The sequence below is a fragment of the Pseudolactococcus hodotermopsidis genome, assembly GCF_011170085.1.
GTDB lineage: Bacteria > Bacillota > Bacilli > Lactobacillales > Streptococcaceae > Pseudolactococcus > Pseudolactococcus hodotermopsidis.
Window position 1 is genome coordinate 1 of sequence record NZ_BLLI01000003.1, and the last position, 13,255, is coordinate 13,255.

At 37.5% G+C, this 13,255-nt stretch carries 15 protein-coding genes; 5 read left to right on the forward strand and 10 right to left on the reverse strand.

Going from position 1 to position 13,255, the window contains the following annotated elements; genetic code table 11:
- The first annotated feature begins 340 nt into the window (after nt 1-340).
- The 3 genes from efp to nusB are packed head-to-tail and all read left to right on the forward strand — an operon-like array spanning nt 341 to nt 1,760.
- Nucleotides 341-898 carry an elongation factor P gene (gene efp / locus Hs30E_RS00840; protein WP_172207378.1) on the forward strand — a complete coding sequence of 186 codons (558 nt, stop codon included), beginning with the start codon at nt 341-343 and terminating at the stop codon, nt 896-898.
- Nucleotides 899-940: 42 nt separating this feature from the next.
- Nucleotides 941-1,348, forward strand: a complete 408-nt coding sequence (locus tag Hs30E_RS00845; protein ID WP_172207274.1) for an Asp23/Gls24 family envelope stress response protein — start codon at nt 941-943, stop codon at nt 1,346-1,348.
- Nucleotides 1,338-1,760 carry a transcription antitermination factor NusB gene (nusB, locus tag Hs30E_RS00850; protein WP_228461959.1) on the forward strand — a complete coding sequence of 141 codons (423 nt, stop codon included), beginning with the start codon at nt 1,338-1,340 and terminating at the stop codon, nt 1,758-1,760. The genes Hs30E_RS00845 and nusB overlap by 11 nt, the downstream gene beginning before the upstream one ends.
- Nucleotides 1,761-1,869: 109 nt before the next feature.
- Here the strand turns inward: nusB and Hs30E_RS00855 are convergent, their stop codons facing one another.
- The 3 genes from Hs30E_RS00855 to Hs30E_RS00865 all read right to left on the reverse strand — a co-directional run bounded on the left by Hs30E_RS00855 (nt 1,870) and on the right by Hs30E_RS00865 (nt 4,477).
- Nucleotides 1,870-3,072, reverse strand: a complete 1,203-nt coding sequence (locus tag Hs30E_RS00855; protein ID WP_172207278.1) for a PASTA domain-containing protein — start codon at nt 3,070-3,072, stop codon at nt 1,870-1,872.
- A 210-nt stretch (nt 3,073-3,282) separates the two neighbouring features.
- Complete coding sequence (locus Hs30E_RS00860; RefSeq protein ID WP_172207280.1) at nt 3,283-4,170, reverse strand: cation diffusion facilitator family transporter; 888 nt, start codon at nt 4,168-4,170, stop codon at nt 3,283-3,285.
- Entirely contained in the window at nt 4,148-4,477 is a 330-nt protein-coding gene (locus tag Hs30E_RS00865; protein ID WP_172207282.1) for an ArsR/SmtB family transcription factor, read from the reverse strand. Before Hs30E_RS00865 ends, Hs30E_RS00860 begins: the two co-directional genes overlap by 23 nt.
- Nucleotides 4,478-4,915: 438 nt before the next feature.
- Here Hs30E_RS00865 and manA point away from each other — a divergent pair, with 438 nt between their 5' ends.
- On the forward strand, nt 4,916-5,860 hold the full coding sequence (gene manA / locus Hs30E_RS00870; protein WP_172207284.1) for a mannose-6-phosphate isomerase, class I: 945 nt from the start codon (nt 4,916-4,918) through the stop codon (nt 5,858-5,860).
- A 78-nt stretch (nt 5,861-5,938) separates the two neighbouring features.
- Here the strand turns inward: manA and yidC are convergent, their stop codons facing one another.
- The 6 genes from yidC to Hs30E_RS00900 all read right to left on the reverse strand — a co-directional run bounded on the left by yidC (nt 5,939) and on the right by Hs30E_RS00900 (nt 11,106).
- Complete coding sequence (gene yidC / locus Hs30E_RS00875) at nt 5,939-6,874, reverse strand: membrane protein insertase YidC (RefSeq protein WP_172207286.1); 936 nt, start codon at nt 6,872-6,874, stop codon at nt 5,939-5,941.
- A gap of 98 nt (nt 6,875-6,972) precedes the next feature.
- Nucleotides 6,973-8,676, reverse strand: coding sequence for a phospho-sugar mutase (locus Hs30E_RS00880; RefSeq protein WP_172207288.1), 1,704 nt, complete (start codon nt 8,674-8,676; stop codon nt 6,973-6,975).
- An 85-nt stretch (nt 8,677-8,761) separates the two neighbouring features.
- Entirely contained in the window at nt 8,762-9,343 is a 582-nt protein-coding gene (locus Hs30E_RS00885) for an ECF transporter S component (RefSeq protein WP_172207290.1), read from the reverse strand.
- 91 nt (nt 9,344-9,434) lie between these two features.
- A complete protein-coding gene (gene coaC / locus Hs30E_RS00890; protein WP_172207292.1) occupies nt 9,435-9,980 on the reverse strand; it encodes a phosphopantothenoylcysteine decarboxylase in 546 nt (181 codons plus the stop codon).
- On the reverse strand, nt 9,949-10,662 hold the full coding sequence (locus Hs30E_RS00895; RefSeq protein ID WP_172207294.1) for a phosphopantothenate--cysteine ligase: 714 nt from the start codon (nt 10,660-10,662) through the stop codon (nt 9,949-9,951). Before Hs30E_RS00895 ends, coaC begins: the two co-directional genes overlap by 32 nt.
- A gap of 258 nt (nt 10,663-10,920) precedes the next feature.
- A complete protein-coding gene (locus tag Hs30E_RS00900; RefSeq protein WP_172207379.1) occupies nt 10,921-11,106 on the reverse strand; it encodes a 4-oxalocrotonate tautomerase in 186 nt (61 codons plus the stop codon).
- 149 nt (nt 11,107-11,255) lie between these two features.
- On the opposite strand from Hs30E_RS00900, the gene Hs30E_RS00905 reads away from it, so the two are divergent.
- Complete coding sequence (locus Hs30E_RS00905; protein WP_172207296.1) at nt 11,256-11,957, forward strand: DUF8453 domain-containing protein; 702 nt, start codon at nt 11,256-11,258, stop codon at nt 11,955-11,957.
- 213 nt (nt 11,958-12,170) lie between these two features.
- Here Hs30E_RS00905 and Hs30E_RS00910 read toward each other — a convergent pair whose 3' ends face one another.
- Entirely contained in the window at nt 12,171-13,067 is an 897-nt protein-coding gene (locus Hs30E_RS00910) for a Fic family protein (protein WP_172207298.1), read from the reverse strand.
- Nucleotides 13,068-13,255 lie beyond the last annotated feature (188 nt).

Sequence of the window (13,255 nt, forward strand, 5' to 3'; positions counted from 1 at the left end):
TGCTAAAATCAAAACCTTTAAGTGTATGGCTCAGAAATATCGTAATCGAAGAAAGAGGCACTTACTTCGTGCGTCCTTAATTTGTGGTATTATCAATTTCGAAATTTAATTTCGGGAGAAGTCTAATCAATAATTTTGGTATTTCAAAATATTTCTACGAAAATAACTTTTAAAATAGATTAACTAAAAATTAAATCGACAACTTACATGTATATTCCAGAAAAATTAAATTTGTGAAACGCCCGTGTCGAATCGTTAATAAATCTAGCGAAATCATAGCAAATATGATAAAATAAAGAGTACAAGTAAAAAATTTGTAAAAATGAAAGCGAGAAATAAAATGGTAGCAGCAAACGAGCTCAAGGCAGGAATGACTTTTGAATCAGATGGCAAACTTTTGCGTGTTCTTGAAGCTAGTCATCACAAACCAGGTAAGGGCAATACAATCATGCGGATGAAACTGCGTGATGTTCGTACAGGGTCAACTTTTGACACTTCTTACCGTCCTGAGGAAAAATTCGATCAAGCCATTATCGAAACGCACAATGCCCAATATCTCTATAAAATGGATGATACAGCGTATTTTATGGACAATGAAACTTATGACCAATACGAAATTCCAGTGGCAAATGTTGAAAATGAATTGAAGTTCATCCTTGAAAATGCTGAAGTGAAGATTCAATTTTTCGGTAATGAAGTCATTGGTGTGTCTGTACCATCAACTGTTGTCCTTGAAGTCGTTGAAACGCAACCGTCTATCAAGGGCGCAACGGTCACTGGTTCAGGAAAACCAGCTGTTATGGAAACGGGACTTGTTGTCAATGTGCCAGATTTCATTGAAATCGGTCAAAAACTCGAAATTAACACTGAAACTGGTGCTTATTTGAAGCGCGCCTAGACTGTTTCTTATTATCATTAATTGAGTATAGAAAGGAAAAACATGTCAGATATTATTAAAAGTCATCCCGAATCACTCGGAGAAATCGTCATTGCTCCACAAGTTGTCGAAACGATTGTTGCTATTGCTGCAGCAAAAGTTGAGGGTGTTTATGCCTTACGCAACAAGCGCTTTGCTGACCGTATTGGCAAAAAAGCTGACGGGCGTGGTGTTTATGTTCAACAAACTGACGATAAAATTATCGTTGACATCTATGTTTACTTGACTTACGGCGTTTCAGTGCCAAATGTTGCCATGGAAATGCAACGTGTCGTTAAAGATAACGTTCGTGATATGAGTGACATCGTGATTGATGACGTCAATATTCACGTATCAGGTATTATCCCTGAAAAAACACCGAAACCTGATTTCAAAGAACTCTTTGACGAGGACTTTTTGGATGCCGACTAAGCCCTTAAGTCAGCACGAAATTCGTATTCGTGCGGTTCAAACCCTGTATTTACTTGAAAATCAAGCTGATGAAACGGTTGAAAATGCCTTAGACTTTGCGCTTGGCTATGACGGTGACGTAAGAAAAGTAAGTGAGATCCCAGCCTTTTTAACAGAGCTGATTTATGGTGTTCGCACAAAAAAAGCAGAACTTGACGAAAAAATCACAACGCATTTGGCGAAAAACTGGTCAGTCAAACGACTTGCGCCAATCAATCGTGTCATTTTGCGACTCGGTACATTTGAGATTTGTTTTGCCGAAACGCCGCGTGTTGTTGCGATAAACGAAGCTATTGAACTTGCAAAAGCCTTCAATGATGAAAAAGATGCTAAGTTTATCAATGCGATTTTGACGAAAATTGAAGCAGAATAATCACTGATGAAACAAGTGATCATAGTTGCTTGTTTTTACATGAATAAATTATAAAAACACATGAATTACGTTTTTAAAACGCTGATTTCATGTGTTTTTTGGCGCATTTTTAATGGCTACTAGAAGATGATGAACTACTAGACTTGCTGTCATCAAATCTTGACGAAATTTTTAGTAGCAACATATCGTTATTGACTGTTGCTGAGATGATTCTACCTGATGCCAAGCTACTTTTATTATCAAATGAAACACGGAAATCAATGCCTAAATCTTTAAGTGTTTTAAACGCAGCAGACGAGTCCATATTGACGAGTGATTTTGGATCGATCTGGTCAATCGCTTTTTCGTATGCTTTCGGACTTTCCATAATCAAGGTTACAAAAGAATTGTCCATCATAACCATGGTGTCAGGTGCAATCGTCTGTTCCTTGACAATCGTTGTTTTAACGCCACTATAAGTAATATGATCAAGCGGATAGCCCATGGCATTCAAGGTTTGTAAGGCATTATCATAGCTCATGCCAATCAAACTTGGGAAAGCTACGGTTCTAAGAACGCTACCACTTGAGACGGTAAAGCTAATGTCCTCAGGAGATTGGAGGGAATAGTTATCATTTTTTTCGGGAGTTTGTCGGATAATTTTCCCGATGTCAACGACTGTCGAATTTTCATAATTAACCTTGATTTTTTCAGCGGCAACACCCATTTCAATCAGCTTATCACGAGCTTCAGTCAAAGATTTATTAACCCAGTCACTCATCAAAAAAGCATCTTTTCCGTCACTAATTGTTATTTTTAAAATATCAGAGTGGCTATTGAAATTTTTGAAAGTTGTTTTATTTAAAATTGTTCCCGCTTTTTTAGATGAATATTGTCGTGTAATTTTAAGATTTTTATCGGTTAATTTATAATCTTCCCGAAGCTGATTAAGCGAGCTATCAGCCATTTTTCCTTGATAATCAGGAATGTCAACGCCCTTAAATTCACTGATATAAATGACAATATTGCCCAAATTTTTGGCAGCAGAACCCGCCTCAGGTGAAGTTTTCAGTGCAATGTTACTCTCACCATCATAAGTTGTGAATTTATAAGAGATTTTCTTGAAACCAACAGTGGTTAATTTATTGGACGCGTCAATTTTTGATAAGCCCTCAACATCAGGGACAATCAAATTTTTCGAGCTGTCAAAGAAGATATAGATAGCCGTTCCAGCACCGATTGCTGCAGCAAGAGCAATAAATAAAGCGAAACGACCAAAATAATGCCATAACGTTTTGAAAAAATGTTTTTCTTGTTTTCTAAAAGTTGTCATAGTTCTATTATAAATTAAAATGTTTAGATTTTCAAAGAAATAATAACTTTAAGATGAATTTTGTCTTGAAGTTGGGTTGTGTAGGCAATTGATTTCATTTATATTAGTGTTAATTCTTATCAGTTACACGATAGTTTCACTAAAAAATATTATGAATTTCTAAACAAAATTATCAAAATCTCATATTATAAAAAATATGAAGATAATAAGTCAAATTAATGTTTGATGTGACTCATGTTCTTTTTGATTGACATCAATTTCGATTGCTGAAAAGGCGACATCATGGTTTTTTAAAATTTGTCGTGCAACAGATTTTGCGCGTTTGTTATCAGAAATTTCTATCGTCATGTGCATCATAGCAGCATGCTTTTCACCATCAATGGACCAGATACAAAGTTCTGTTATTTTGCTAATTTCTGGCAAATTTTCTAATTCTCTGACTAATTTTTTGTAGTCAATCGTTTCAGGTGCTGCCTCCATTAGAATACGTAAAGTCCCGAAAAATTTGGGTATCGCTTCAGTCAGGATGAAAATAGCAATCCCTAGTGAAAGCAGTGGGTCGAGCCAATACCAAGGCTGAAAGTGCATAACGATTGACACGACTAGAACAGCAGCCCAACCAAGCACATCTTCCAACATATGCAGGTTAAGGATACTTTCATTGCGCGAGCTACCACGTGTCATCAGAAAAGCGCCGTAGCTATTAGCGACAATGGCGAAAATAGCTAGCCAAAACATGCCTGTTGTTTCAACAGGTCTTGGATGAATCAAGCGTGGTATTGCCTCAATGACTACAAAAACTGATCCAGTAAGGAGTATAACGCTTGTAATCAAAGCGCCGAGAAGTGAAAAACGTCGATAGCCCAAAGTAAAGGAAGTATCAGATTTTTTGCGTGAAATTTTCTCGAAAAACCAAGCAAAGCCAACAGCAATCGCATCGCCTGTATCATGGACAGCATCGGACATAATGGCGACTGAGCCAAACATAGCGCCGAAAATAAATTCGAGTACCGCAAAAGTTGCATTGAGCGCAAAAACAATCGTGATTCGTTTGCCCGCTGCGGCAGTTTTAGGGTCAGTGGAAGAGTTCTGGGTCATGAATATGGTCGCTTTCTAGCTCCTTGGCATGGTCAATGGAGACTTTTAAAAGTTGTAAAATGTGGCTATCGCCAATTTGATAAACACTGGCTTTACCAACTCTAATGTTGGCAACAAGCAAATGTTCTTTGAGTAATTTCAATTGATGAGAAACAGCAGATTGCTCTAAACCTAATTTTTCAGCGAGTTGTGAAACGTTTAAAGGACTTTCTGACAAGAGTAGGAGAATTTTGACACGAGTTGCATTTGCCAAAATCTTATGAATATGAACAATTTCTTTGACAATAACATCTGAATATTTTTTCATATGAATAGTTTATCATATGTTTAATCAAATAGCAAGAGTAGATGTAATTAACTCACGGAAATTTCATGGTTTATTACAATTATGTAACAAAAACAATAAAAGCCTTGAAAACATTGAGATTTTCATACTTTTTGCTATTTCTATAAGTTTGTCGTGCATATAAAAATTTTGAACTCTTTTGTAGAATTTTTATCTGTCATTTTTAAGACGATCTTACTTAAAGTCTTGATTTACAAGGCGTTTAGTGTATTTTAGAAATTGTGATGTCATTTACCTGTAACAAACCGTGAAATTTCCGTGGCAATTAACCGTTGGCTAGAACTGACGAAGAACAAAAATGGCATTATTCTTTTTTAGTTAATCAAGTATAAAATCAGTCATTTTTATGGTAAAATAAATTATATACTTATTTATAAACTAGAAAGAAGTTCGACTATTATGACACAACCATTATTTCTCAACTCTGTCTTGCAAGAAAAGATTTGGGGTGGTAATCATCTCAAAGATTTTGGTTACGATTTGCCGAGCGATAAAATCGGCGAATATTGGGCGATTTCAGCGCATCCCAATGGCGTTTCAGTCGTTAAAAATGGCGAATTTGCTGGTCAAAAGTTAGATGACCTTTACAAAAATCGTCGTGATTTGTTTGGTAACTCGAAAAAAGAAGTTTTTCCTTTATTGACTAAAATTCTTGATGCCAATGACTGGCTCAGTGTGCAAGTTCATCCTGACGATACTTATGGTCTGGCTAATGAAGGCGAACTTGGTAAGACGGAGTGTTGGTACATTATCTCGGCTGAGCCTAACGCTGAAATTATTTATGGGCATAATGCCAAGAATAAAGCGGAATTGCGTGCTATGATTGAATCTGGCGACTGGGATCATCTTTTAACGAAAGTTCAAGTTAAGGCGGGCGATTTTTTCTATGTGCCAAGTGGGACGATGCACGCGATTGGTAAAGGCATTTTGATTCTTGAAACGCAACAATCTTCTGACACAACTTATCGTGTTTATGATTTTGACCGTAAAGATGACAAGGGTAACTTGCGTGAGCTGCATATTGATAAATCTATTGATGTGCTGAATTACGGCGCACCCGCAAACACCGTGCCAGTTGTCACAAACGAAGAGAATCTCGTGAGAACCTCATATGTTTCAAATGATTTCTTCACAGTTGAAAAATGGGAAATTTCAGGTCTTGTCAAATTCATCAAGACTGCGCCTTATATGCTTTGCTCGGTTTTAGAGGGACAGGGAATCTTACGTGTTTGTGGCGAAAGTTATGCGCTTAAAAAAGGCGATCATTTTATCTTGCCAAGCGACATAGCTGCTTGGGAATTTGAGGGGAATTTAACCTTGATTGCTAGCCATGATGGCGAATAAGTGTTAATATTATAAAAAAATAGTCTCTTGACAGCAGACTATTTTTTTTATTTTATATCAATCAAGTTCTTTTAAATTTTAACGTCTTTGTTTCCCAGCATTTCGGTTTTTCTTATTTTTGTTAGCAGAAACACTGTTATTAAATTCTGTCTTAGTATTTATCACGTTTTTGGGTGTCACGTCTTTCAAGACTGTTGTCTTAACGACGGGAGGATTTTCTTCAAATTCTCTGTCAATTTTCGCACGCAAGTGCGGCTTAATCATGAACGTCACGATGATTTGTTGGATAACGCCGAACAAACCGCCGACAACCCAGTAAAGCGTCACACCTGCAGGCGAGCTAAATGAGAACATGATAATCATCAAGGGACTCATGAACATCATCGTTTTCATCTGTTTCTTTTGCTCTTCGTCAATGCCGATAGTTGAGAGGAAACTTTGCAAGAAATAGAAAGCACCCGCGACTACTGTCAAGACAAGACTTGATTTGCCAAGGTCAATGCCGAGGAAAGTCGCCTCTGTAATGCCATTCGTATAACGCGCAGCATAAAAGAGTGCAGAGAAGAATGGCATTTGAATCAGCATTGGCAGACAGCCCATAGAGGCGAACATGTTGATGCCATTTTCCTTTTGTGCTTGCATCAGCTCTGTTTGTGCCGCCATTTTTTCTTCGTTATTAGTCGCCTTGTTCACTCTTTGTTGAATCGGTTCAAGGACAGGTTTCAGATAACGCATTTTTTCTTGCATATAGCTTGATTTGTAGGCTTGATTCAGACCAAGAGGTAAGATTAGCAAACGAACAATGACTGTGACAAGAATAATTGCAAGTCCAAAGCCAAAACCAAGGTCATTTGCAAAAAATTCAACTGCCTTACTCATCGGTTTGACAAGCAAATTATAAACCCAACCTTCACCAGTCGGCTGACCTTTTTTTGTTTTGACACAGCCAGTTAAAAATAGCAGTGCTGTTAGCATAAAGCCAGATAAAAAGAGTCGTTTAGTTATTTTTTTCAATGTTATTCCTAATTTCTAAATTATAGTCACTAACTATTTTACCACAAAAAAACAAGATTTTGATACGTCCTAAGACTGAAATCTTGTTTTTCTGTGATTTATTTGATAAAGTTTTTAATTTCTTGGTCAAATTTGACGAGTTTTTCAGCTGAAAGGTCATTGGTTTCAGCAACAGCTGCCAGATAGAATTTGATTTTTGGCTCAGTGCCAGAGGGGCGAACAGCAATCCATGACCCGTCTTCGAGATGATATTTGAGGACATCTGACGGTGGTGTTGTCAATTTTTCAACTCTACCATCAAGAGAAGTTGCCGTATTTTCAAGGAAATCTTCAGTCAAGATAACTTTAATACCATTAAAAGCTGTCGGTTGATTGCCACGGAATTTATCCATAACCGCTTTAATTTGCGCTGCGCCATCAATTCCCTCAAGCGTGACAGAAACGGTATTTTCAAGATAGTAGCCGTATTCCGCATAAATAGCTTGAATGCCGTCATACAGAGTCTTACCGAGCGATTTGTAGTAGGCAGCGACCTCACAAATCAAAAGGAGCGCTTGAATCGCATCTTTATCGCGAACGAAAGGTTTGATGAGGTAGCCAAACGACTCCTCAAAGCCCATCATATAAGTCTGTGAGCCAGTTTCTTCAAATTCTTGGATCTTTTCAGCAATGAATTTGAAACCTGTCAAGACGTTTAACATTTTGACATCGTAAGACTTGGCAATCGCTGTCACCAATTCTGTGGAAACGATTGATTTGACAATGGCAGCATTACTAGGGAGCGTGCCAGCCTGTTTGTGCGCCTCAAGGATATATTTTGCCAAAACAGCGCCGATTTGATTACCTGTCAAAGGTTGATAATCGCCATTTGGCAAGCGCACTTCAACACCGATACGGTCAGCATCCGGGTCAGTTGCGACCAACATATCAGCATCAACTTTGCGACCAAGTTCTTCAGAATAGGCAAAAGCAGCTTGATTTTCAGGATTTGGTGATTTCAAAGTTGGGAAATCGCCGTCAGGAATGGCCTGCGCTTCAACAACGGCGATTTTTTCAAAGCCAGCCTGTGCCAATGTTTTACGACCAAGCATCTCGCCTGTGCCATGGAGCGGTGTGAAAACGATATTGAGGTTTTTGCCAAATTCGTCAATGACTTTTTGGTTAATGGTCACAGATTTAACATTTTCAAGGTATTTTTTATCAATTTCATCGCCAATGACCGTGATGAGCTCGCTATTTTCATCAGCTAATTTGATTGTGAAAATATCATCAATCTCTTTGATATAGTCTGTCAGTTTATCCGCATCTTCTGGCGGCATTTGTCCGCCATCCTCGCCATAAACCTTGTAACCATTGTACGGCGCAGGATTGTGCGAGGCGGTAATCATGATACCAGTCAGCGTATTGAGCTCACGAATGGCAAATGACAGCTCGGGTGTCGGGCGCAAAGACTCGAAAACATAAGACGGAATGTCGTGTTGCGCCAAAACGCGTGCCGCCTCAAAGGCGAACTCACGAGAAAAATGGCGTGAATCATAAGCAATCGCAACGCCACGTTTTTTAGCGTCCCCCTTAGAGTCCATGAGACGTGCAAGACCCTCAGTCGTTTCGCGTGCTGTGTAGATGTTCATGCGGTTAGTTCCCGCACCAATCAAGCCCCGTTGCCCCGCCGTCCCGAAAGCAAGTGAGGTATAAAAGGCATCCTCCCTTGTTTTTTCAGTCATGTTGGCAAGTTCAGTTTTGAGATAGTCAGGCAATTCTGCGAAGTCAGCCCATTTTTGATAAGTTTCTTTATAAGACAATGTTGTCTCCTTTCGCTTGTAAGCATTCCAATACGTTCAATTCCATTTTATCAAAAAAAAGCGTGAATTTCACGCTTTAACTGCTTTACTTTCTCATTTTGCTTAAAATGGGGACTAATGCAGCTGTTAAGACTGTTGCTGCAATACTTTCAGCGATTGAATTTGTTGCAATGATTGAGGCAATCAAGGCTTTAAAAGTCATATTCAATTCATTATTGAAAAAAAGGAAAGCTGAACTCAAGACGAGAACGGTATTGGTCGCAGAGCCAAAAAAGCCAGAAAGACCCGCACCAAATCGGTTTTTAGCTAACTGATAAATGAAAAAGGGCAGAATCCCGACAATAATCCGAGGAATAAAGGCAACGAAAAGTGACCAACCATTACCATGAGGCGCAAAAGGAGAGAATAAAAAGGAGGTTGGAATCGGCGCAAATGTCGAGTTCAAAAAGGAAATCATTCCCATGGCAAAGCCTAAAAATGCTCCTTTGCGCCAACCGAGAATAATCGAGCCAATAATCACTGGAATATGAACCAAAGTCGGTTGAATCGGAAAAGGCCAGACGGTATAAACGATTTTGGAAAGCAACTGAATCACTACCATAATGGCGATAAAAATACCAAGAATGGCAATATCAGAGGCTTTTGAGTGTTTTTTGGAGTTTGTCATGTGAGATGATAAGCCAACTTAAAAAGTCAGACTCAAATCCTTTCGTGTTTTTGTTTATTATAGCACAAATTTAGCTGATTTCAGTAAATTTTCAAGAATTTGTGATAATTTCTTGAATTTTTTCAACAATATCGGAAACATCTGCCAAAGCGCCCTTACCTAAATCGCCACAGGCTAATAAAGCAATTTTTGGCTCAATTTCGGTAAAACCAATGTTTTTTAAAGTCTGGATATTACGTTGCGTTAAGCTATTTTCATACATGTTGGTGTTCATAGCGGGGGCAATGACTTTCTTGACACCTTGCGGGAGCGCTAGCGCCACGCTTGATACAATATCATCTGCTCGACCTTGCGCCAAGCGCGCAATCGTATCAGCAGAGGCGGGTGCAACGAGGAAAATCTCGGTATGTTTTGCCAAATCAATGTGGTTGACGACCTCGGCTCGCTCCTCAGCCATGACACTGGTATGAACAGGGCGTTTGGACAGGACTTGCAAGGTCATGGGCGTGATGAAAGCCTGTGCAGCCTCTGTCATCAAAACGGTTACGTCGTGACCGAGTTTACCTAAGCTAGATGTGATGTCAGCGGCCTTGTAGGCGGATATGCTACCAGTTACGGCGAGTGTGATTTTGGTCATAAGTCTCCTTACTTTTTGCGACAATCAAGTCGGCAATGTCAAGTTTCGTCTTTGCTTCTATTATAGCATTTTGGCTGACGAGCAGCCCGAGATGGCGCTCAGCCGTGATAGTCGTCAGGTCATTTGCTAGGATAAAATCTGCCTTATTTTGGGTTAATGATGTGCTGGCAACTTGAATGAGATGTTCTTTTGGGACATCAACCAGCAACTTGAATCCAAATAAAATAACATTTTGGTTAATCGTTTTAATTGATTTTATAACTTTTGGGGTCTTTTTCAAAAACAGAACTTGATAATCAGAATGAGAAGAAATTTTCTTTTCTTCATTACTAGCGCTCAGAAATTCTGTTATATCATCAGACTTGGCTACCGTCTCAAAGTCAGTCATATAAATGGGCGTATAGTCAGAAACCGCCATACTATGCACAACGACATCAACAGTTGGCAGATAATTTTGCATAGTTTCAAGCAAATTAGCGACACCAGAAATCCGAATAATCGTCAAATTATCATGATTGTCAGGCACAAGTGCTTGCAATCCAGCTAATAAAATAACTTCATGATTTTGAATAAGAAAACGCTCGGCAATAAGTTTTCCCAGCCTACCAGTCGCAAAATTGGTAATACCACGAACGCTATCAATGTTTTCAGTCGTCCCGCCAGACGTAATAAGAACGCGCATAAAACTCCTTTCTCAACCGTTTTTGTTATTATATCATAAAATTCGCAGCCAGTGAACTTTATGATATAATTTTGCATCTTATTTTGTTAAAAATAAATGCAAAAAAGCGTTATGTAGTCAGATACGTAGCGCTTTGTGTTGGCGTTCACAACCCAAATTATGATTAAACTATACCACAAAAAGTTATGTTGTCAGATTTTAAGAAATAGTCATCAGTTTGAGCTTAATCTTTATACAGAACTCGCTTTTCGTAGCAGTTTAATCAACTTTTTTCATTTCACCCTCTGGGAAATAAGTGCCTTCTTTCATGTCATTGATAAAAACATGAATGGCACTTTTGGGCGCAGTTGTATTTTTGAGGACAGCCTCAGTAATATCACGAGCGAGCTGATTTTTTTGCTCTTGCGTGCGACCTTCAAATAATTCTACACGGACAAATGGCATAATTTTAGTAACCTCTTTTCTTGTTTGATAATATTTTTGCATATTTTTCCTAAAATATCAAGTAAATAGATTGATTATGCTAGGAATTTCATATATTTAGTGAAAAATGGTATAATTGAAGTAGTAAATACTTGACATGGAGAGATAGTGTGGGAAAAATTATAACTTTTCTTGAAAATATTTTGAATTATTTATGCACGATTACAGCAGATGGTTTACTAGGTTTTTTGGGAGCATTAGTTGGAGTTTTTGGTACATTTTTTGTAGTAAGATACCAAATTAAAAAAGAGCGAGAAATCGCTAAGGAAAATGATAGACCAATTCTAAAATCAACTAACTCAACTGGATACATAGATTTTGATGATGAACAGACTAAATCTATTGAATTGAATATTGTTAATGCAGGAGAAACACCTGCTTTAGATATTCATGTTGAAGTACGTACTTTCTATAAAAATTATTTTCTTAAGGTAAAAGAAGAACTTTCTATTGATAAGATTTTTGATAGGAAGTATGATGTACTGATGGGTGGAGATTTACTAAAAATTCCTATTGTCGTAAATAACTTTGAAAAAATGAGGAAAAATAGTGAAGGTTGCTCAATTTTTATTGATCAATTAAATAGTACTTTGGAACAAAATAATAATATGACGTTTTTTCTGAAAATAACATTTACTAATAGAGATGGGAAGAGTACTGAAGAAAAAGCAATTTTCAATTTGAAATGGTCAAACTTGAAATTTACTGATGAAAGTAGGACAATTCTTAGTTATGTGAATTTTGTTTTGGAAGCTGGTTGGGGCAAAGTTCCAGAAGGGTTTGATAGATTGAATTACAAAAAAATACATTGATTTTTCAAATTCATTTAATGTTAATATATAAATATAAGCTCAAAAAGTTCAAATGTTCTGCAAAGAAAATATCAACCAACATTTAGCATATCGTTAGCAAGTTTGCCGAAGTTTGAGGTGGTGGAATGAGAAATGCACTCAAACTCGCAAAAACGTGTGAAATTTCAAATGAAATGAAAAAAGCAAGGAATGCTTGCATACACATGCCTTGCTTTATTTTTTGTAGTCAATTCTAAAATAATCTAGGTGTTTTTTAAATTTATCTTGTGCCGTCAAACAAGTATCTATCAAATACCCATGTTCCTCTTCCCATTGAGATAACCCTCGATAATAAAATAGTTTCAGATTATCTTCAATGATGAAAGGCACGATATTATTTCGGAGCAATTCTTTGAACATTAGCAAACGCCCAACACGACCATTGCCGTCTTGAAAGGGATGAATAGACTCAAAGGCATAATGAAAAGCTAAAATTTCTTCAAAAGTTTTGATTTTGTTGCTATTGTAGGTTAGAAGAAGTTGTCTCATCTTTTTAGACACTTCTTCTGGTTGACAACTTTCCTTGCCACCAACCTCGTTTGGGATCTTTTTATAATCGCCAACCGCAAACCATTCTTTTCTTGAATCACTTGTTCCATTTTTTAAGATAAAATGAAGTTCTTTAATCAATTTTTCAGTAAGCGGCTTTTTCGCCTGTTCAATGATGAGGTCAATACACCGAAAATGATTAGCCGTTTCCACAATATCATCTACATTGAGGCTATTAGAATTTATGCCAACCGTATTTGTTTCAAAAATATATCTCGTTTGGTCATGCGTTAGCGTACTGCCCTCGATATGGTTGGAATTGTAGGTTAGGTCGATTTGGATTTTATGGTAAATCCCGCCCTTTACTTTCCCACGTTCTTCATCTTGCAAAATTTCAAGTAGTGTTCTATGATTCGAGATTACTTGATTTTTTCGTCTAGGTTTTTCAGCATTGTCGGGAATCAACCAAGTTTTTCCTTTTAATTTTGCACCTGCAATCCGACCTTGATTGGCATAGTTACGCACTGAACGCTCTGATAGTTGCCATTTTTCTGCGATTTCTGATACTGATAAGTCTGCCATAAACCCTTCCCATATATTTATTATACCATTTTATCGGCAAAATAAATCATTTATATATTATTAAAATAATAAATTTTGCCGATAATCAAGCGAAGAACTCAAATTTTACTCGAAACTGACAAAAAAGCACATAAATATGCTGTAATGAGAGTTATGCTCTCTATTTTTGAATTTGCTAAATTTTATTT